Annotated in this window: 15 protein-coding genes; 8 read left to right on the forward strand and 7 right to left on the reverse strand. The window is 54.7% G+C overall.

Annotated elements, in window-relative coordinates; translation table 11 throughout:
- Positions 1-152 precede the first annotated feature (152 nt).
- The 3 genes from Poly41_RS15350 (at position 153) to Poly41_RS15360 (ending at position 5,604) form a co-directional block, all read left to right on the forward strand.
- Positions 153-1,055, forward strand: coding sequence for an alpha/beta fold hydrolase (locus Poly41_RS15350; RefSeq protein WP_146527366.1), 903 nt, complete (start codon positions 153-155; stop codon positions 1,053-1,055).
- A 176-nt stretch (positions 1,056-1,231) separates the two neighbouring features.
- Positions 1,232-2,689: a multiheme c-type cytochrome gene (locus Poly41_RS15355; RefSeq protein ID WP_146527367.1), complete on the forward strand. Its 1,458-nt coding sequence runs from the start codon at positions 1,232-1,234 to the stop codon at positions 2,687-2,689.
- A 239-nt stretch (positions 2,690-2,928) separates the two neighbouring features.
- Complete coding sequence (locus tag Poly41_RS15360; protein WP_197231367.1) at positions 2,929-5,604, forward strand: glycoside hydrolase family 127 protein; 2,676 nt, start codon at positions 2,929-2,931, stop codon at positions 5,602-5,604.
- Positions 5,605-5,869: 265 nt separating this feature from the next.
- Here the strand turns inward: Poly41_RS15360 and Poly41_RS15365 are convergent, their stop codons facing one another.
- Entirely contained in the window at positions 5,870-7,741 is a 1,872-nt protein-coding gene (locus tag Poly41_RS15365; protein WP_146527369.1) for a family 43 glycosylhydrolase, read from the reverse strand.
- 290 nt (positions 7,742-8,031) lie between these two features.
- Here Poly41_RS15365 and Poly41_RS15370 point away from each other — a divergent pair, with 290 nt between their 5' ends.
- The 3 genes from Poly41_RS15370 to Poly41_RS15380 all read left to right on the forward strand — a co-directional run bounded on the left by Poly41_RS15370 (position 8,032) and on the right by Poly41_RS15380 (position 13,169).
- Positions 8,032-9,324 (forward strand): efflux RND transporter periplasmic adaptor subunit, encoded by a 1,293-nt coding sequence (locus Poly41_RS15370; protein ID WP_146527371.1) that lies wholly within the window; start codon positions 8,032-8,034, stop codon positions 9,322-9,324.
- Positions 9,325-9,440: 116 nt separating this feature from the next.
- Positions 9,441-12,815 carry an efflux RND transporter permease subunit gene (locus Poly41_RS15375; protein WP_146527373.1) on the forward strand — a complete coding sequence of 1,125 codons (3,375 nt, stop codon included), beginning with the start codon at positions 9,441-9,443 and terminating at the stop codon, positions 12,813-12,815.
- Positions 12,816-12,878: 63 nt separating this feature from the next.
- Complete coding sequence (locus Poly41_RS15380; protein WP_146527375.1) at positions 12,879-13,169, forward strand: putative quinol monooxygenase; 291 nt, start codon at positions 12,879-12,881, stop codon at positions 13,167-13,169.
- 30 nt (positions 13,170-13,199) lie between these two features.
- On the opposite strand, the gene Poly41_RS15385 is transcribed toward Poly41_RS15380, so the two are convergent.
- Positions 13,200-13,988, reverse strand: coding sequence for an ABC transporter ATP-binding protein (locus Poly41_RS15385; protein WP_197231368.1), 789 nt, complete (start codon positions 13,986-13,988; stop codon positions 13,200-13,202).
- Between the two features lie 465 nt (positions 13,989-14,453).
- Between Poly41_RS15385 and Poly41_RS15390 the strand changes: the two genes are divergently transcribed.
- Entirely contained in the window at positions 14,454-14,696 is a 243-nt protein-coding gene (locus Poly41_RS15390; protein ID WP_146527378.1) for a transposase, read from the forward strand.
- Positions 14,693-14,938, forward strand: coding sequence for a transposase (locus Poly41_RS15395; RefSeq protein ID WP_146527380.1), 246 nt, complete (start codon positions 14,693-14,695; stop codon positions 14,936-14,938). The genes Poly41_RS15390 and Poly41_RS15395 overlap by 4 nt, the downstream gene beginning before the upstream one ends.
- Here the strand turns inward: Poly41_RS15395 and Poly41_RS35425 are convergent.
- The 5 genes from Poly41_RS35425 to Poly41_RS15415 form a co-directional block, all read right to left on the reverse strand.
- Positions 14,935-15,066, reverse strand: a complete 132-nt coding sequence (locus Poly41_RS35425; protein WP_261344901.1) for a hypothetical protein — start codon at positions 15,064-15,066, stop codon at positions 14,935-14,937. The two genes, Poly41_RS15395 and Poly41_RS35425, sit on opposite strands and share 4 nt — an antisense overlap.
- 3 nt (positions 15,067-15,069) lie before the next feature.
- Positions 15,070-16,395, reverse strand: coding sequence for a Gfo/Idh/MocA family protein (locus tag Poly41_RS15400; RefSeq protein WP_146527382.1), 1,326 nt, complete (start codon positions 16,393-16,395; stop codon positions 15,070-15,072).
- Positions 16,396-16,477: 82 nt separating this feature from the next.
- Entirely contained in the window at positions 16,478-17,791 is a 1,314-nt protein-coding gene (locus tag Poly41_RS15405) for an outer membrane protein assembly factor BamB family protein (protein ID WP_146527384.1), read from the reverse strand.
- Between the two features lie 92 nt (positions 17,792-17,883).
- Positions 17,884-18,909 carry a Gfo/Idh/MocA family protein gene (locus Poly41_RS15410; protein ID WP_146527386.1) on the reverse strand — a complete coding sequence of 342 codons (1,026 nt, stop codon included), beginning with the start codon at positions 18,907-18,909 and terminating at the stop codon, positions 17,884-17,886.
- Positions 18,910-19,164: 255 nt separating this feature from the next.
- A complete protein-coding gene (locus Poly41_RS15415; RefSeq protein WP_146527388.1) occupies positions 19,165-20,475 on the reverse strand; it encodes a Gfo/Idh/MocA family protein in 1,311 nt (436 codons plus the stop codon).
- Between the last annotated feature and the right edge of the window lie 12 nt (positions 20,476-20,487).

Here is a 20,487-nt window from a genome sequence, read left to right on the forward strand (position 1 = left end):
CACCAAGGGCGTCATGCATCTCACCCAAGATCCTTCAACCCCGTAAGTCTGGCGACATCCCGTGCCGTGTGCGATACTGATTGTTTCGTCGTTGCATCGAGGGCATGCGATTGACGCCGGTCCTATAACCGTGCAAACAGGAATTGGAGACGATGCTTAACAAGTATTTCAACTGCTTCTTTGCCGGGGTGGCGTTCTTTTCGGTTCCGTCGTTTGTGGGGGCGGGTGAACGTGTGCCGGCCGGTAGGGCGTTTGAAATCCCAGAAGGGCCCGAGGTTTTGGTAGACGATTGGCATGGTTATCGACGTCACTCGTTTGTGGTTGACGGATGTCCGGCATTTGTTGTTGAGCCAAAGGAACCAATGCTGGGCAATCCGTGGATCTGGTCGATGATGTTTCCAGATAGTTTTTACAGACGGGTACCGGCACATGCGTTGTTGGGCAAAGGGTTCTATTACGCATACATCGACACCCAAAACCGTTTCGGGTGTCCCGATGCCCTTGAACATTGCGATGCCTTCTATGCTTTCTTGACCGACCGTGGTCTCTCAAAACGTGTCACGCTCAGCGCCCTCAGCCGAGGTGGACTCTATGCTTATGGCTGGGCGAGACAAAACGCGGAGAAGACCCTTTGCATCTATGCCGACGCTGCGGTGTGCGATTTCAAAAGCTGGCCTGGCGGCAAAATGGGCAAAGGCATGGGCAACAAGCAGAACTGGGAGGAGCTAAAGAAGTGCTATCGTTTCCCGGGCGATGCCGAAGCACTGGCCTGGCCACATAACCCCGTCGACAGCCTGCAACCACTGGCCGATGCGAAGATTCCGCTGATTCATGTGACTGGCGATTCCGACCGGACGGTTCCGATGGAAGAAAACACCGAGATCGTCCAGCGGCGGTATGAAGCTCTCGGCGGTGATATCACCGTGTTTCGAAAACCGGGTGGCGATCATCACCCGCATGGACTCGATGACCCTGCGCCGGTCATCGAATTGATTTTGCACCACTACGAGCACGAACGCAAGAATGCGACGCCGAGAAGCTCTTCCAAAGAGTGAACCGAGAAAGGAAGGTCGGCCTTGCAATGAGGAAGCGATTGCAGTCAGCAGTGCGACTTTTTGCCACGCTCCCTTGATCGATTGCGAATTGGAACGCGATAGTCGATACTGCCACTATCGAAATGACTCCTTCTCCTGCCGACTCTATTGAATGAGTCTTCGTCGGAATCTGATCTGTGAACATCAAATGGGTTGCGCTCGGCGCATTGGCTTTAGCTGTATTGGGGTGGTGCGTCCTGTCATCAAGACAGGATACACACAGCGACGAGATCGCGAGTCAGCTTGCGAAACGAGAAGCGGCAACGGTGGCCGCAAATCCGGGGAAAGAGCTGGACGCACTGACCGAGCGCGGCGTTGGCATGCCGTTACCGGACGATTTGGTCGCGGGTTGGGTCGCGTCCCACAAGTATTGGTTTGTCGGTAAGGATGAAGACGGCGGAGGTGTTGAAATACCGTTTGCTCCGGGTCAGTTCCCAAAGCCTGCACCTGATCTCGAACCCGTTAACGCCAATCCCGGTTTTGTCGGCCCACAGGCGTGTCAAAAATGCCATCCTGAGCATCACAACACGGCCCTTTTGACGATGCACTACAACACGTCGCGAGGAATCACAACCGACACAGTCCTCAAGGGACGGTTTGAGCCAGGCAAGAATGTGTTTAAGACGAAACATGATGGCGTCTCGTTCGAAATGATTAAGAGAGGAGACCGCTATTATCAGCGCACGCACTTCTATGACTGGCATTTTGATGTGCCAATGGACATTTCAGTTGGGGCATCCATTATCGGCCAATCCTACTTGTATTGGCACGGAGACCAGCTCTACCAGGCGAACATGACTCACGTCGATGAAGGCAACGTATGGGTCAACAGCCCAGGGTACACCGATGGCGACGCATCCTTTGCTCGTCCCATTGGACCACACTGCCTGAGTTGCCATGGCAGCTATCACGATTACCGGGAATTCCCCAACCATTTCACTCCCGACCAATTTATCTTTGGCGTGACTTGCGAGCGTTGTCACGGTCCTGGGGCAGAGCACATCGAGTATCACGAGAAACACCCTGACGAAAAGACCCCCTATGCGATCGTCAAGATCGCTGATCTTCCGCGCGACAAACAGGTTGAAGTCTGTGGTCAGTGCCATCTTGGACGGTACATTCCGAGTGGACGAGCGTTTCGCTTTCGACCTGGCGACGAGTTCTTTGACTATTACGAAAACGGTGACATAAATACCGACGGTGCCGGCGCGGTCCACGGCGCCAACCAACTCGCACGATTGCGGCAAAGCGAGTGCTTTGTCCAATCGGAGATGAGTTGTGTGGATTGCCATAATCCGCACTGCAACGAACACGGAAACACCGCACTCTATTCCGAACGATGCATCAAGTGCCACGAGCCTCAGGCATGCGGGATGTACGAGCAGGTTGACTTCGATCTTGCCAAAAACTGTATCGACTGCCACATGACGTATCGACCGTCGTCGGGGTTCGTGATGCAATCGGTCGCGGGAGATGTTTCCCCGCCACTACGTGATCATTTGATCCAAATCGATCAACAGGCAACCGACGAATTTCTGGAAAAGCAAAACCGCAGCGTCCAAGACAAGGAGGACGCTGCGGTACACGGGCCATGAACCAAAGGGCCATGAACCAAAGGGCCATGAACCAAAGGGCCATGAACCAAAGGGAGAGCGAGCTTTGTTGCCCCAGTCGGCCACGGTCACCACGGTGCCGACACGAAGCACGTCGCGGTTGCCGCGTGCGCAAAACTGATTTTGTTTTGCGCAGTTGTTGAGTTTCCGTTTAGGCCAGACCGAGGTAAGCTGATCGAGTGTCGGTTCCCACCTCCCTCCCTCCGTCAGCAACCTTTTCGATGACCAACCTCTTCCACTGGGCCGTTCTGCTTACGACCGGTCTGATTTGTTCGATCGCAACGGCCGAGGACGTCAATTTGGCGTTGGTTGGCAAAGCGACCACGTCTCATGTGTCCGGTGACACCTCCCTTACCGCACTGAATGATGCTTCGGTCCCCGAAACGTCTCACCAACGTGGACGAGGCTCCTACGGCAATTGGCCCACGCACGGCACACAGTGGGTCCAGTACCAATGGAGCCAACCGATCAGCACCAAGAAAGTGAGGGTTTTCTGGTGGGACGATCACCGCGGTGTTCGCTTGCCTGCCGCATGCCGAGTGAAGTATTGGGACGGCGACAAGTTCGTCCCGGTCTCGAACCCCGAGGGTCTCGGCGTCAAGGCGAGTGAGTACAACACGACGACCTTCGATGAAGTGCAAACCGATCAATTGCGATTGGAAATGGATGGCGAAGATGATTTTTCAACCGGGATCCTTGAATGGCAAGTACTCGACTCGGGCAAATCGCCTGATTTCCCGCCGACCGTTTCGGCTGGTATCGACCGCGTCGTGGTGCTCGGCGGCAAGACCTATCTTCGCGGCCAGGCTAAAGCTTTGAACGGTTCGAAACCCCTGGTCACCATGAAATGGAGTAAGGCATCGGGACAGGGGGACGTGACGTTCGCCGATCCGACTGCGAGCCGAACGACCGCCACCTTCTCGGAAACGGGCCGCTATGTTTTGAAACTAACGGGTTCGAAGGGCAATTTGAGTGACTCATCGTTGGTAACGGTACAAGTGATCGAACCGCCCCCCGCCAAGCATCTCGACTTGGTCGACACTCGCAGCTACACCCTCAACAGCCCGCTGTGGAACGATCGTGCCAAGGCATTGATCGTCAATTGGATTCCGCACTGTATCGAGAGGATCTCCGACCCGGATTTGAAAGAGGGCGGCATCAATAACCTGGTTGACGCGGCGAATAAGTTGGCTGGCAAGCCACATGGCAAACATCGCGGCTATGTCTTCTCCAACGCCTGGATCTACAATACGATCGAGTCGATTTGTGTTGCTGTAATGATCGATCCACAAGGGGATACCGAGATCATCGCAGCACAAAACGCGATGCGTCAGACGCTTGAGGATTGGATTCCCAAAGTGCTGGCGGCTCAAGAAGCCGATGGTTACCTTCAAACCTATTTCACGCTCAACGACCTGCCCCACTGGTCGCCTCGGCATCGTGATGCTCACGAAGGCTACGTCGCCGGCTATTTGCTTGAAGCCGGCATCGCCCACTATTTGATGACCGAAAAGAACGATTCGCGGCTCTACGATGCTGCCAAGCGATTAGCGGATTGTTGGTGCAACCAGATTGGACCGGCACCCAAACAAGAATGGTTTGACGGGCACCAGGCCATGGAGATCGCACTCGTTCGCTTTGGACGATTCGTCAATCATGTCGAAGGAAACGGACGCGGCAGCAAATACATCGATTTGGCAAAATTCTTGCTTGACGGTCGCGACGACGGCAGTGAATACGACCAGAGTCACGTGCCGGTGACTGAACAGTACGCCGCTGTCGGCCATGCCGTGCGGGCATCGTATTCCTATGCCGGCATGGCGGATGTAGCGATGGAAACTCATGATACCGATTACCAATCTGCGGTGATGTCGCTGTGGGACAATGTGGTCAATCGCAAGTACTACCTGACCGGCGGGATCGGCAGTGGTGAAACGTCCGAAGGGTTCGGGCCCGATTACTCGTTGCCACACAATGCCTATTGTGAATCGTGTTCGAGCTGCGGCGAGATCTTCATGCAGCACAAACTGCACCTGGCACATCACGATGCAAAGTATGCCGATTTGTACGAGCAAACACTGTACAACGCGCTGCTAGGCAGTTTGGATATCGCCGGCAAGCATTTCTATTATCCGAATCCCCTGGTCAGCCATACCAATCGGACGCCGTGGCACGTCTGTCCATGCTGTGTGGGCAACATTCCACGAACGTTGTTGATGCTGCCGACGTGGATGTACAGTAAGAGCGAATCCAACTTGTATGTGAATCTGTTTGTCGGTAGCACCATCACCGTCAAGGATGTCGACGGAATCGATGTCCAGTTGGTTCAAACGACCGACTATCCGTTCCGCGGGGATGTGGTGATTGAAGTCAATCCTTCGGCCGCCAAAGCAATGCGTCTTCACATCCGCATGCCCCGACGTGACATCAGTACGTTGTACACGGCGACCCCCGAGGCAGATGGTGCAACATCGATTCACTTGAACGGACAAGCGATCACACCATCAATCGAAAAGGGATACGCGGTGATCGATCGAGTTTGGAAGCCGGGCGATCAGGTCGAACTGGAGCTTCCAATGCCGGTTCAGCGGATCAAGGCCGATGAAAAGATTGCGGCGACTCGAGGTCAAGTCGCGCTGCGACGCGGCCCGTTGGTGTATTGTGCCGAAGATGTCGATCAAGAAATGGGTAAAGCGATCTCAGCCAAATCCCCGTTGGAGGCGATTTCCAGCGCTGAACCGTTTGGTGAATCGGTTGGGAACTTACCCATCATTCACGGTACCTGGTCAGACGGCAGCGAGCTGACTGCGATTCCCTACTACCTGCGTAACAATCGGACCAGCAAAGATGCGTCGCGACCGGCGCGTTCTACCGTTTGGTTGAAAGAAGAACCGTAGGCGTTGTTTCTTCGTTGAACCGAGGGCCCATTTGACCGCTAGCCCGGATGATTCGTTGGAGTGGTAGGCTTTAGCCGATTGCGTGCTGGATCCTTGTTGAATCGGCTAAAGCCTACGACTCCAACGTGCGCAGTCTGTTATTTACTCAATCGGTGTAAGCTGATTACATACAAAGGGTTACGGGGAATAGGTTTGGTCGGATGAATGATCCGGGCTAGTGTGGCGTCGCGGAAAACTTTTTTGCGTTTTGCTCGCAGCAATTGAACTATTCCCTATCCAGCGGTTCGCCAACAACAGGCCATCCCTCCTCGTTCCACGACAATGGCCGCAACTGCAGAATACGTTGTGCCCGCAAGTTCTGCATATCGTACGTGTGATGTGCAATCCACTGGCCGGCATCGGTCGTCAGGACGCTGTTGTGACCTGGGCCGCGGTAACGGTCGTCACCTTGCAAGACAATCGTCCCACCACCGTCAAGCATCGGCTTGCCATCCGCGTCGACGTAGGGTCCCGTCACCATTTGTGACCTCCCCACTGCGACCTTGTAATCACTGTCTGCTCCGTCACAACAACGGTCCCAGGAAACGAACAAGTAATAGTAGTCGTCGTGGTGAATCACATAAGCACCTTCGATGGCGTGGGTCGGATGGTTCGGACGCGATGCGATCGATAAAATCTCCGCATCCTCGACCGGCTTACCCGTGGTCGGATCGATGCGGATCGCTTTAATCCCCCCCCAAAAGGAACCGAACAGGAGATACCATTGGCCCTCGGCATCGACCACCAACGCGGGATCGATCGCGTTGAAGTCACCCTTGCCTGGCCAGGATTCGATCACTTTTCCACGGTCTATCCAGTTGTAATCCGGATGATCGATGTCCAGTGATTTATTGACTGCCAAACCGATCACCGAGCGTTGACTTCCGAAACTGGAAACCGAGTAATAGAGATGGTAAAGCCCCTGATGAAAACTCAGGTCGGGTGCCCAAAGACCATTCGACTTTGGCACCTCCTGTTTGGCCCATGCCGGAACGCTCACCTCAAACACGCGACCGACTCGCTTCCACTTTTTCAGGTCAGGTGAGTACGACAGCGAGATACCTCGTCCGGTCGCCGCGACCATGTAGCCCTGCTTCGATTCATGGGGCTGTAACTCCACAATCGCAGGGTCGGCTCCGCCCGCCAAAATGCCGTCGTCTGAGTTCGCTGTCGGAACGATCTCGAGCAGGGGCTTCGCGATCTCTTCCGTCACCGCGAATGCCGTCCCATGCCGCATTCGAGCGGGAAACTCCATTGGCTTCTCCACCATTCCCCAAGTCTCAAAATCGGTAGTTTGCATTGCGTTGTAGCGTTTGCGAGTGTATTCATCGAACCAAACCAACCATTGGTCCTTCACTTTCAAGACCGAGGGACCTTCGACCCACTCGGGCGAAAACGGTTCGGCCAGGACCTGGTAGGGGCCTTCGGCTTGGTCCGCTGATGCGACGAACAAGTTCTTCGTCGGCTCAGGAAATCGAGTTTCATCCTTGCTGACAAGCAGATAGCGATCACCGTCTTTGACCAAGAACGAATCGATCACCGCAAATCCGGGATTAAAGAACAAACGCGTTTCCGAATAGGTCAGGAAATCTTTCGTGGTGACATAGTAGATACGGTGATTCAGTTCGTTTTCACAGGAGCCAGCGGTTTCGGGAAATTCTCCCTCAATCGTGGAAGCCCAAAGGATCAAGTATTGTTGTTTGGCATCATCATAAAAGATCTCCGGTGCCCAGCAATTGCGGCATTTTGGCTCGTGGTCCATGACACCAATCCGTTCCTGTTCGGACCAAACGACCAGGTCCTTCGAATGGGCGACGCCGATGCCTTGATCCTGCCATCCCGAAGTCCAGACCATGTGGAATGTTCCCTCGGGCCCTTGTGTGATCGAGGGGTCGCGCATCAAGCGATCCTCGCCGACCGTCGGGGTCAAAAACGAATGATCTTGCTTTAAGGCGGTCCATCTCAGCCCGTCGGTTGAATGGGCGAGATGCAAACCGTCTTCTCCGTTGCCCTTGAAATAACTAAACAGATAGTGTTGTTCCGCAGACACGGATTGGACGGAGAGGACCAGTAGCAAGAACAAGTAGGCGGAGCGCATGAGGATTTCACAAAACAAAGGCGAGGAAACGGACCTGATACAAAGAGAGGAAAGGCTACAAAGGCGTGAGAGATCGTGTGAGTTCGCGGATACTATCTTAACATCGCTTTGCCGAATTGGGGATCTCGCAGGCAAGGTCGAGTGACAAATGCAAGGAAGAGGAAGTATGATGGAGCGTGTAACCATCCGCCGCAGGCCTCCGTACGCAGATCGCGATCCTTGATGGTAGACCATCCGCACGATCCGCCCCGATCGAGCACCCTTCCCACCCTACAACCCTACTCAATCCGATGCTTCGAAATACTCCTCGTGAGCAGCGTATGACTCAGAAGACGCTCGTAACGATTCTGTCGATCTCCCTGACCACCTTTCTGCTCGGTGGCGTCGTCAGCTATTGGGCCCTTCGTCAGATTGGACCCGGCGCCGGAGAGCCTACCGCAGCGGGGAAAAGTGACCCCGCTGCTAAGGGAACAGACCTGCAGCCACAGTTGGTTCGCGTCTCAACGATCCAAAAAAAGTCGATCCTTCCCGTGCGAACGCTTGTTGGTGACATGATCGCGGTCCGCAAGGCGACGATCGCGACCGAAGTGGCTGGCAAGGTCATCGAATTGCCGGTTGATGAAGGCACCCAGGTCGTCGGCGGAAAAACGCTACTGGCTCGTATCGATGACACCTGGACGAGCCTTGAAGTCGACAAGATCGTGACCCAGATCGCTGAGAAGAAAGCGACGTTGGCGTTCGAGAATGTCGACCTCGAGCGATACGAAGACATGTTGCGTCAGAAGGCGGTGTCAGTAAGTGAGGCGGAACAGAAACGATCGCTGATCGAGGAGTTGGAAGCGTCGCTGTCGCAGTTGGACGTCCTGCTTCGAGAAGCCAAAGAACGCATGGCACGGCTTGAGATTTTTGCACCGTTTGATGGCAGCGTCGTGGCAAAGCTTGCCGAGGTCGGTGAGTATGTATCGATTGGTAGCCAAATCGTCGAAATCGTTTCGAATGGACGTATTGATGCGCAAATCATGGTTCCGGAAGAATCACTGCCATTGCTGGAAGTGGGGAGCCAACTCGACTTGATGGTCGACAGCCTTGGGCTGGAACTTCAGGGAACAGTCTTCTCGATCAACGCTCAGGGATCGATCGGAAGCCGTACGTTTCCAGTTCGCGTGGAGTTAGACGATCAAAACGGAAAACTGTTGCCGGGAATGGGGGTTAGCGTGTTCGTGCCAATGATGCGAGAGTCGACCGAATTGTTAGTGCCTCGTGATGCCGTCTTGACGAAACCTGACGAATCGATGATTTGGATCCTGCAACCGCTGCAAAGTGGCGGACCCGAGCAAGACCCACAAACGAAGTTCGAGGCGCAGCCCGTCCCGGTCCGTGTGTTATCCCATACACGCGATGCTTACGCGATTGCTTGCCTGCGAGACAGTGACATCGAGCGTGTGGCTGCAGGTGTGCAGGTCGTCACCGAGGGGTTAGAACGTTTGGTTCCCGGTGCAATCGTCCGCGTCGACGAGGATCGTTCGCCCTTAGCTCCGGTTCCCGGGACTTATCGAACAGGGCAACAAAAGGTCGAGCGATAAACTGCCCTCATCGAATCGTTAGCCGAAGGGGACGATCCTCCCCGAACTCACCCCAAAGGGTACGGCTTCAGCCGAGGCAAAAAACGTCCCCCCCCCCCCTTTCAAACCCAACCACCATGGACCCCATCAAATTCGCTATCGAGAATCCGGTCAAAACCTCCGTCGGGGTGATCCTCGTGCTGTTGTTTGGCGTGATTGCACTGGCGCGCATTCCCGTACAACTCACACCCGATGTGGATCGTCCGGTCATCACCATTCGTACGAATTGGGACGGTCGAAGTCCCGAAGAGATTGAAAAGTCGATCATTCTCGAACAGGAGGAAAAGCTCAAATCGGTTCAAGGATTGTGGAAAATGACCTCACTGGCTCGTCTAGGCAGTGCCAGTATCACGCTGGAATTCAACGTCGGCGCATCACCCGATCGAATTTTGCAGGAAGTATCCAATAAGATCGACGAAGTGCCCGAATATCCTGAGGATGTGGATCGCCCCATCATCGACTTGGCCGACACCGCCGGTGACAATGCGATCGCCTATCTTTTATTGCAAGCGGAGGACCCGGATTTTGAAGTGGCGACCTTCTTCGACTATGCCGACCGGTTTTTAAAGCCAAGCTTGGAACGCATCGAAGGCGTCGCGGAGATCGACATCAAAGGCGGTCGCCAACACCAAGTCCAAGTGCGTTTCGATCCCAAGGCATTGGCCCGGCGAAGCATCACGATCTCCGAACTGAATTCGGCTCTTCGGCTTGACAATGTCAACGCTTCGGCTGGCGATTTGGCAAACGATCGGCAAGACGTTCGCTTTCGCGTACTCGGTCAGTATGATTCACTCGACCCACTCCGTGACACGATCATCAAGTACGACGAGTTGGGTAGCCCTGTTCGCGTTTCCGACGTCGCGCATGTGGAGCTTGCGCTCGAGAAAACGGTCCACTTTGACCAGTGTAAAGGTCGCACCTCAATGACGATCTTTGTCAAACGCAAAACGGGAAGTAACGTGCTTGACATCATCGAGCAGGTTCATCGAGTGGTGGACGAAATGAACGGCAAAGGAGGTGTGCTGCGATCCTTCAAGAATGATCGTTTTGGCCTTCGTTTGCGGATGGCGTTCGACGACTCCCATTACATCTACAGTGCGATTGGCCTGGTTCGAAAAAACTTGTGGATCGGCGGCGGCTTGGCCGTTTTGGTGCTCTTGTTGTTTTTGCGCAGTGTACGCTCAACGCTCATCATCGCCGTTTCGATTCCGATTTCGGTGATTGGTACGTTTGTGGTGATGTGGTTTGCCGATCGAAACTTGAACGTGATCTCGCTTGCGGGGCTGAGTTTCGCAGTAGGCATGGTGGTCGACAACGCCATTGTAGTGCTAGAGAACATCGATCGTCATTTGAAACTCGGTGCGGGACCCCGCGCAGCCGCCTACGATGGAACTCGCGAAGTATGGGGTGCCATTCTTGCGTCAACGTTGACGACACTCGCCGTTTTCGCACCGGTGCTGACCGTTCAAGATGAAGCAGGCCAATTGTTCTATGATCTTGTTCTGGCCATCTGTGCCGCCGTCGCCTTATCCTTCGTTGTTTCGATTACGGTGATTCCAACCGCTGCCTCTCTGTTTCTTCGCGGCTCGGCCAAGGCGTCGCGTCGCTTGGCTTCGCAACGCGCGGACAACGTTTCCGAACTCACGGTGGACGTGGGTCGCGACGATGGGATGGTCGCCGGGCTGTTTGGGCTAACCCGTCTGTTCGCGTGGCTCAGCGACCGCTGGACCGCAGTGATTCACCTGCTGACGTTTCGTAGTTTCTCCAGTGCTTGGCTGCGGATTATGATCATTGGCATCACGATGGCTGCATCGGTCGGGCTGAGCGCCATGCTGATGCCCCCGGCCAGTTACCTTCCCAACGGCAACAAGAACTTCACGTTTTGTCGCATGTCGACGCCGGCCGGTTATTCGGTGATGGAAAACTTTTTCGTTGGCCAACGGATCGAAAAGGAACTCAAACCGTTTTGGAATGCTAAGAATGCCGCAGAGGCATCGCAACATGGGCCCGTGATCGATGTTCGTACCGGCGAAGCGTTTCATAACATTCCGGCGCTGAAGGAATTCTTCTTCGTGGTCGCTCGCGGCAGTGTGTTCATGATCGGCATCAGTGACGATCCGGCGAATGTCGAGCCCGTTGCTGCGATTTTCAACAAGGCGTTCAGCGTGATTCCGGCGAGCAAGGGAGTGACGTCGCAGGCTTCCATTTTTGGACGTGGCGCCGGCAGTTCGAATGCGGTCGATATTGAAGTCAGCAGCAATGATCTGGTCCGACTCAAATCGGCTTGCTCCTTCCTTGAAGAACGCTTGCAAGAAGAGTTTTCCAAATTCTCGGTGCGGACATCACCCGACAACTTCAACGAAGCAGGTCCGGAACGACAACTGCAGATCAAACAGGAGGTCGCCAAGCGGCTGAAGATCAATGTGAATGATCTGGCCATTTCAGCACGATCGATGATTGACGGTTCGTTTGTCGGTGACTTTGACTTTGAAGGCGACAATATCGATTTGCTGTTGATCCGTGATCCCGCGTCTGAAATTTCGCCCGAGGAGATTGCGGAACTTCCGATCGCGGTTCGCGAATCGAACGGATCGGTTGTGATGGTGCCGCTTGGCCAGATCGCGAATTTTGTACCCGCCGAAGCTTCGCAAGAGATTCGTCGTGTTGAACAGCAGCGAGCCATCGCGTTGACGGTGACGCCGCCCAAACATGTTGCGTTGGAGCAAGCCCAGGCGACGATCCTCGATGTGGTTGCACAGGCTCGCGCCGAGGGAAAAATGGGCAACGACATCTTTGTCTCTCTGTCCGGTAACGCGGACCGGTTATCGGAAGTGCGCACTTCGTTGATGGGTCATTGGAGCGGTTGGAACCGTGACTCGTTGGGCAGCGTTGCGCTCAGTCGTTTTTTCCTAGCCCTGGTCATTACCTACCTCCTAATGGCCGCGCTGTTCGAGAACTTCCTGTACCCGCTGGTGATTATGTTCACGGTTCCGCTTGCCACGGTTGGCGGATTTATCGGTTTGTGGCTCGTGCATCGGGAAGATCCCACTCAGCAGCTCGATGTGTTGACCATGCTTGGCTTCGTGATTTTGGTCGGCGTGGTTGTCAACAACGCTATCCTGATTGTGCATCAAGCTCTTAACTTCATGAGAGGCCACCACAGCGAAGCGGAAGGTGACGTCGCGCCGATGAATCCGCGCCAGGCAATCTGCGAATCCGTACGCACCCGGATCCGACCGATCTTCATGACGACCTGCACGAGTGTGTTTGGGATGCTTCCGCTTGTGATCGCCCCAGGTTCGGGAAGCGAGCTCTATCGCGGCCTCGGATCGGTCGTTGTTGGCGGGTTGGCGTTTGCAACCGTCTTCACGCTGCTCGTGATTCCGCTGCTGTTTAGCCTCGCACTGGACGTGGTGGCGTGGTGGAGCAATAAGCCTGTGGCAGAGCCTTGACCCGCTCCGCTTCGGCAAACAAACGTATTTTTTACCCTTTACAACCCAAGTGAGAATGAGAACGTGGCAAACTTAACAATCGTCGCTAACATCAAGGCCAAAGCCGACAAAATGGAACTCGTCAAGGCAGAGCTTCTCAAGCTGATCGACGTGACGCGTGCGGAAGAGGGATGCGTGCAATATGACTTGCATCAGGACCATGAAAACCCAGCTCACTTTATGTTTTTCGAGAACTGGGAAACTCGTGATCTGTGGCAAGCACACATGGGTGGGCAGCCTTTGAAGGACTACTTGGCTGCAACCGATGGCGCGGTCGAGGAATTCACGGTCAATGAAATGACGAAAATCGGGTAGCTCCAAATCGGAAAAGGACCGTGGCCGCGACTACCAGATTGGCCAAACGCGCCGATCGCTGTGAACCAGCCGTGGGGCCGCGACTTGGTACAGATCGGTTAAGAGATCGGCAGTCAGTAAGTCAGACGTCTTGCCTGCGGCAACAACGCGACCATCGGCCATTGCCAAAGTGTTGGCGAACGACGGCATGATTTCCTCGACGTGGTGCGTGACGAGCACCAAACTAATGTCGTCCGATTGCTGAGCAAGCTGTTCAAGGGTGGCAAGCAGCTTTTCCCGAGCGCCGGGGTCGAGTCCGCTACACGGTTCGTCGAGAAAGATTACCAAGGGTTTGGCCATCCGAGCCCGAGCAATGAGCACCTTTTGCTTTTCGCCCTGTGAGAGCGTAGCGAAGGCCTGCGTTGCCAGGCCATCGGCATCCAAGGCGGCGAGCTGGCCGTGGGCTTCATCGATCAGGTGGGGCTGCAGTTCGTCACGCAGCAATCTCCGCCGCAGCCCGATCTGCGCGAAACGACCGCTCAAGACCGTGTCGAGCGCAGGCTCATCACGAGGTATTCTAGCCTGCATATCGAGCGTGACCCAACCGATGCTCTTCCGCAACTCACTCAAATCGACGAACGGGCATCCCAAGCGTGTGACCTCACCGCCAGCATTGGACCAGAGGTACCCACACGCGATTCGCAGCAGCGTGGTCTTGCCCGCACCGTTCGCTCCAAGGATCGCCCAGTGCTGTCCCGCACGCACCTGCCAACTCACCCGGTCCAAAATGAACCGCTCTCCAACACGGTAGCTAACTTCTGAGAGTTCTAGGATCGACATCAGGGGGTTCCGGTAGAACATAATTCTTTGCCTCTCCCACGGAATTGGTGGGTAGCGGTTTGCCATCTTCATGCTGATTCCCGGTTTTATCAAGGCATTTCAGGGCAGAAAGAGCATGAGGAACGCTATTCGATCCGGAGGTCCAAACAGAAACCCCGGAAAAACATGTTCCTCGGACGAATTAGTGGGTGAAAACCACCGAGAATTTGGCACTCGGGATCGGTGATTTGGAGTGCCTTTGCAGATGCTCAAACACTCGCTCGGGGCTCCGCAGAATGGGGCCGCCCCTACCGTCTCGCCGTCGCTTCGACCCATTGCTTCGACCCATTGCAGGGTGCGGGCCGAAGCGACGGCGAGGCGGAAGGGGCTCAATCGAACCATTTTTCAAGAAAGGAAATGCATCAGGCTGGCAAAGTGATTATTGGTATGGGTGACTAAACCTTCCAGTAACCAAGTGCCAACTCGATGCAACTAAAGACTATCTTCAATCGCGTAACGAACGACAAGCCTTTTGTCGTCGATCATGTTCAATTCGCTGAAAATGATTCGACTCTGAGCATTGAATTGACGATGCGTCGAGTGAACTGTGCAACCTGTAATGCGAAGGTGATTGCCAAGAAGGTGCCTCACGCGATTCATATCCTGGACCGTTTTCACATCATGCATCGGCAGGTAAGTTTCTTGTTGCTTGGTGTACTCGCGCGATGAGAAGCAAAATCGATCCGATGAAGGAATTTGCTAAGACGCTCCGCAAGAAACGCGAATTGCTGCTGAACTGGTCTCGAGCCGGAGGGACGTTGTTATCCGCCGTTGTAGAAGGTTTTAACAACAAGCTAAAACGGATTACCAGAAAATCCAACGGTTTTCGCACCCCAGAAGCTTACGAAACATCGCTCTATCACAACCTTGGCGCGCTGCCCGAGCCAAAATTCACCCACAGATTCTTCTAAGCAAGCTCATTTTGTTGTTCACCCGCGCCGCGAAGTTGTCGGCGTTTCTGCCTTTCCGCATCGCGTTTGGCCCGCTCACGTTTCTTTTCCGCTTTGCGAACCTTCTTGTCACTCGGGACGAAAAGCATCGGCTAGACCGAGGGCAATCGGTAAGGATCGCGATAAGCCTTGCTCAGCAGCGCGTTGGCTTCGTCGCAGTCCTTGAAGCGTTCGGTGGCTGGATCGAGATCAAGACGACCTTCGGTGCGAAAGGCGATTTCGGCAAGATGCACGAGAGCACAGGATCGATGGGCCACTTCGGGACGTGCCTTGGTATGGAGGTCACGGGTGCGAACCGCATTCAAGAATTCGGCCATATGTTCCGCGTACCCTCGTTCCGAGCGGACATCGCCCTCCGTTGGCCCTGGTTCTGATTTGGGACCGAGGAAAACTCGGAACGCACCTCGCCGCGAAAAGATCATGTAGCCTTCGGTGCCGTAGAAAATGTTGCCGTTGTCGAATCCGTGAATGCCATAGGACGTAAACGGGTAGTTTTCGTAGATGAGCAACCGCCCATCTGCGAACTGCCAACTGACATTCATGTTGTCCGGGTATTCGCTGGCGTGACCATGCAGCATCATCCGGCTACCACGAGCCGTGATTTGGGTCGGTGCGGAATCAACGCCAAGACCCCAGCATGCCATGTCAATGTCGTGAATGCCATCGTCGCCAATTTCTCCATTGGCATAGTCGCGAAACATCCGCCAGGTTCCATGGAAACGGTGTTGGTTAAACGGGCGTTTGGGCGCTGGCCCAAGCCAACGGTCATAGTTGACTTGCTCGGGTGCTGCGGAGTCGGCGACTGGCTTGACCGTGTTTCGCATCTCTGCGGTCCAAGCTTTGGCAATCTTGATCTCACCGATCACGCCGTCGGCGAGCAGCTTGCCAGCGCGATCCGTGACAGGGCTATTTCGCATTTGGCTGCCCTGTTGCACCACACGCTGATACTTCTTTGCAGCACGAATGATCGCATGTCCTTCGTCGTAAACGTGCGAGATTGGCTTTTCCAGATAAACATCTTTGCCAGCGGCCATGGCTGCAATCGCGATCGGCGCATGCCAATGATGGGGTGTTGCGACCACAACCGCGTCGACGTCGGGATCGGTCAAAACGTCTTCGAATTCAGCAGTCCGCTTTGCTTCCTTGGGCTGAAACCCAGCCATGTTTTTCGCGGTACGATCAACCTGAGCTGAGTCGACATCACACAGCCACGAAATGGATACGGCTTCTTTGCGGCTGACCAATCCTTTCAGGTGGTGATTCATGATGCTGCCGCAGCCAATCAAGCCAAGGTTGACGGTTTCTGGCTTTGACGTTTCTGCGGCAAACACTCCTGGCATTGCCTGAGCCGCAGCAAGAACGGCTGCTGTTTGTGTACCAGCTTGCAGAATGTGGCGTCGGGTAACATTCGTCGTCATTCGAGAACTCGGGGGTAAAGGAGGTGCAACAAGCGGGTGGATGTCAAATCACGCAAAACCTTAACGCAACCGGCGAGAAGGACTATTGGCTCAAACAATACAACGATGTCCGCCCTCGTACAAAAATGGTTCCGTCGGAAACCGCTGGCGAAGCAAGGGTTCGGTCCTGCAATTGGTTTTCCGACAACCGACGAAAATCCTTTGACGCAGACACGACGGTCGCCAATCCATCCATGTTGAAAAAGTAAACCTTTCCGTCGGCGGCGAGTAGCGAAGCTCGGTACTCGCCTGCAAGTCGTTCTTTCCAATGTTCTTGACCGGTGTGGAGGTCGAGGCAGCGAGCGATCCCATTGTTTGAAATGAAGAAGACGAAATCCTCCCAAACCACTGGCGACGGACTGTCGGATGTGCCTTGGTCAAACGACCAGACGATGTCCTTTCGGCTCAAGTCACCGTCGCCGCTTGGCCGGATGGCCAACATCGCTTGCCGCATGCCCTGGGTGGCGATGATCAATTGGTCGGCTACGATCGGGTTGGGAATCACGCGGTTCCCATCTAGGTCGGACAAACGCCAAAGCTGCTTGCCGGTTGCCGGGTCGTAGGCATCGAGCATCTGACCGCCCATCACAATCAACTCCGTTCGTTCGCCGGCGTGGCGCAGTAGAGGCGTTGTGTATCCATCACCGTGTTCGCCTCTGGCAGAGGTCATCCGCATCGTCTTCCATTTTTGTTTGCCCGTGCGTTTGTCGTGAGCGACAACGTAGCTGGGGGAAACGTCGCCTGGCAGATCGGAACAAGAGTCTTGCATGCAGACCGAAATCACCAGGTCACCATGTAGAACGGGACTATTTGCGTGTCCCCACCAAATCGTGTAGTCCCCGTGGTCCTGTTGCAGGTTTCGTTTCCAAAGCAGATTCCCTTGGAAGTCGTAGGCGGCCAAATCACCGTTGCCAAAATGGGCGATCACGAGTTCACCGTCGGTCGTCGGTGAAGGGCTGGCCATATTGTGAGAGTCATGGAATTGTTGATGTCTGCGCATCTCAGGCACTTTCTTGAGGACCTTCACACGAAGCGCTGTCGCGGTGCCGACTTGGCGCGTCCATTCAACTTCCCCCGTCTTCTTGTTGATCTTCAAGAGAACCAGCGACTCTTCGTCGACGCAACTGGTCACGAAAACGGCATCTCCCCAGATCGCTGGTGTGCTGTCTCCCCAACCCGGCAGGGGGCACTTCCACTGGACGCCACTTTCTTCATCCCATTCGGTCGGCACTTCCGTTTCTTCGATCACACCGTCACCCGTTGGCCCCCGCCATTGAGGCCAATTGTCGGCCTGGCTTGAGTTCACGACGACGAAAAAGCAAAGCAGGGGAAGAGTGCTGATGAGGAATCGTTGCATCGACAGTTTGTCCTTAGGATGGAAGAAAACGAGATCGTCACCAGTCGTCTCGGGTGGGGCCATTCAGCAAAAACAATGCTTCGTAGCGGAGATCAAAGTCCTCGAACGGGCATCCCCAGATCGGCGGAACGGTAGGCCGCCTCTTGCACTGCTAGCGTCTTCAAGTATTCCGGCCCGTCCGTCTCGAACGGCGTCTTGTTTTTCAAAGCATCGATAAAGTGCACAAAGGTGTTGTAGACGCAATCGCCGGCAAAGTTGATGTGCTGGTGATGATACTCGTGGTCTTGCTCACCCTGACCGAGTCGTTGAACCGTGATCCGACCGTCGAGATACAGACGGATCGAGCCTTCGTCGCCTTCGACCAGGAACTCGCCGAACGTGTACCTGGGGTCCGGGTCGTTGCACTCGTTGTATCGGTTCGCATCCCAAAGGCCGACCGCTCCCGACTCGAATTCAAAAAGCAAGAGACCCGCGTCTTCGCCCTGAATGACTGGGTTCAGTTGACGTAGGACCGAATAGACGCCCGAGATTTCGCCCGCCAGATAGCGGTAGGTGTCGATGAAGTGCACGCCGTTTTCGAACACCAACAAACGGGGCATCGTGCGGAAAAACGGTTGTCGTGGAATGTACGCGTCTTCTCCCCATCCGTCACCCATGCGTGACCGGAACGTCAAGGAATGCAGCTTACCGATTGCGCCTTGCTGCAACAGTTTCTTGATCTCACGATGCCACGGCTGGAAGCGAAAGTTCTCGTGAACCATGAACGGTACCTGATGTTTCTGTGCCGTTTCCACGATCTCTTTCGCCTCGTCGAAGGTCGGCGCGAGCGCTTTCTGGCAGAGGATTGGGATGCCTCGCTCGGCGGCGACCTTGACGTAGGGCAGATGCGTTTCGGGAGGTGTGATGATGTCGACGAAATCGGGTTTCAAACGATCAATCATCTGTTCGAGATTGTCGCCGCATTCCTGGATTCCGAACTCTTTGGCAAACGCCTCGGCTTTCGAGACGGTTCGGTTGCAGATCCCAACGATCTCGACATCCTCGATCCGGTTCCAAGCCTCATAGTGGAAGCGACTGAAGTACCCGGTGCCAATACAGATTGCTCTCAATTTTGTCATTGCTTCGAAGCTCTTGTGTTGTTCAATCTTTATCGCTGAGCAACGTGCGGGAAATAGGTGAGCGGAATGGCGCTAGCGGATTGTGAATTTTATTTCGTGGCGGCTCTGGCCCGGATGATTCGTTGGAGTGGTAGGCTGATTGCATACAGAGGGTTATGGGGAATAGGTTTGGACGGATGAATAAAACCTTGGAAACAATCACAACGTCGGGGCTTCGCGATGGGAAGCCCCGATGATGCCCAGAAGGGGCCAAAACTAGACTGGATCGACCTTCCAACCTTGGCGAAATTGGGGAACCAAATACTGCTCGACTCGGTCGTTGCCGCTCGCCTCGAACGCGTTCGCATTCCAGTCAAATCCACCACCGGAACGATACGCTGCATTGGCCAGGATCACCGATTCAGCTAATGGTCCTGAATAGTCGACAAAGTCGCAGGTCGAACGCGGTCCGCCCTTACACGCGTCGATCCACTCTTTATAGAAGCCTGGTGACTTGGCGATGGTCTGTGCGGGTGCTTCCGGTTTGCTGCCGTCATCAAGTTTCGCTTTGTAGCCATCGAACCCAGCCGCAATCGTTCCCTTCTCTCCGATGAAAAGTGTGTTTCCAAAGGACGTTGTGTTGTGTTTCTTGAACACGTCCGCCATCGACCCATGCCACCAGTGAAGCGAAAGTGCACGATGACCTTTTTCGGCGGGAAAGTCTAGGCGAGTTTTCATCGACTTGGGAGTTCGTTGCGGATCAATTTCTTTCGCGCTGGGAATGACGTCCAAATCAACACGGTTTGGATACTTCAATTGCAGTGCCCAAAACGGGATGTCGAGAATGTGGCAGCCCCAGTTGCCTGTTTCGCCAGTCCCGTAATCCCACCAAAAACGCCAGTTGTAAGGACAGTAATCTGGCGAGTAGGGACGCTCTTTGACGGGGCCCTGCCAGAGGTCCCAATTGAGATGGCTGGGGACCGGGGGAAACTCCGTCGGCATATCCGGCATGCCACGCGACCCGCCAATTGCACAATAGACTTCCTTGATCTCACCAATCATCCCCGAACGTACCGCTTCGACGGTTCGGGCCATCCCCGCATTGGCGTGCCGTTGGTTTCCAAGCTGCGTGGCGATATCCATTTTCTTGGCCAATTTGGTCAGCTCGCGAATTTCCCAGGCGGAATGGGCGAGCGGCTTCTCGCAATAGACATGCTTGCCCATCAGCATCGCCTGGCGGGCTGGATGAAAATGGGCGTGATCGGGAGTGCTGATGACGACGGCATCGATTTGCTTGTCGAGCTTGTCCAGCATGATGCGGAAATCTTGGAACTTTCTCGCCGCGTTGAACTGCTGAAAACCCTCTCCGGCCTTCTTCTCATCGACATCGCACATCGCAACAATGTTTTCGCCCGAGACACCTTTTACGTTTGCAGCTCCCCGACCCCCGACACCAATGCAGGCGACATTGAGTTTTTCATTTGGCGATGCTGCTCGCACCGTCGGGGTGCTGCCGAGCCAATAGCCACCAGCGATCGCTGCTGTGGTGTTGAGGAAACTTCGTCGTGAGTGGTTTGAAGAAGACATGGAAGGGGCTCA

Origin of the sequence: Novipirellula artificiosorum, from assembly GCF_007860135.1 — a bacterium.
GTDB classification, from domain to species: domain Bacteria; phylum Planctomycetota; class Planctomycetia; order Pirellulales; family Pirellulaceae; genus Novipirellula_A; species Novipirellula_A artificiosorum.

Bases quoted from the DNA above. Each gene is read 5' to 3' on its own strand.
- Poly41_RS15360 (WP_197231367.1), top strand. From the start codon at position 2,929: ATGACCAACCTCTTCCACTGGGCCGTTCTGCTTACGACCGGTCTGATT.
- Poly41_RS15400 (WP_146527382.1), bottom strand. From the start codon at position 16,395: ATGACGACGAATGTTACCCGACGCCACATTCTGCAAGCTGGTACACAA.
- Poly41_RS15350 (WP_146527366.1), top strand. From the start codon at position 153: ATGCTTAACAAGTATTTCAACTGCTTCTTTGCCGGGGTGGCGTTCTTT.
- Poly41_RS15410 (WP_146527386.1), bottom strand. From the start codon at position 18,909: ATGACAAAATTGAGAGCAATCTGTATTGGCACCGGGTACTTCAGTCGC.
- Poly41_RS15375 (WP_146527373.1), top strand. From the start codon at position 9,441: ATGGACCCCATCAAATTCGCTATCGAGAATCCGGTCAAAACCTCCGTC.
- Poly41_RS15395 (WP_146527380.1), top strand. From the start codon at position 14,693: ATGAGAAGCAAAATCGATCCGATGAAGGAATTTGCTAAGACGCTCCGC.
- Poly41_RS15415 (WP_146527388.1), bottom strand. From the start codon at position 20,475: ATGTCTTCTTCAAACCACTCACGACGAAGTTTCCTCAACACCACAGCA.
- Poly41_RS15385 (WP_197231368.1), bottom strand. From the start codon at position 13,988: ATGTCGATCCTAGAACTCTCAGAAGTTAGCTACCGTGTTGGAGAGCGG.
- Poly41_RS15370 (WP_146527371.1), top strand. From the start codon at position 8,032: ATGCTTCGAAATACTCCTCGTGAGCAGCGTATGACTCAGAAGACGCTC.
- Poly41_RS15405 (WP_146527384.1), bottom strand. From the start codon at position 17,791: ATGCAACGATTCCTCATCAGCACTCTTCCCCTGCTTTGCTTTTTCGTC.
- Poly41_RS35425 (WP_261344901.1), bottom strand. From the start codon at position 15,066: ATGCTTTTCGTCCCGAGTGACAAGAAGGTTCGCAAAGCGGAAAAGAAA.
- Poly41_RS15365 (WP_146527369.1), bottom strand. From the start codon at position 7,741: ATGCGCTCCGCCTACTTGTTCTTGCTACTGGTCCTCTCCGTCCAATCC.
- Poly41_RS15390 (WP_146527378.1), top strand. From the start codon at position 14,454: ATGCAACTAAAGACTATCTTCAATCGCGTAACGAACGACAAGCCTTTT.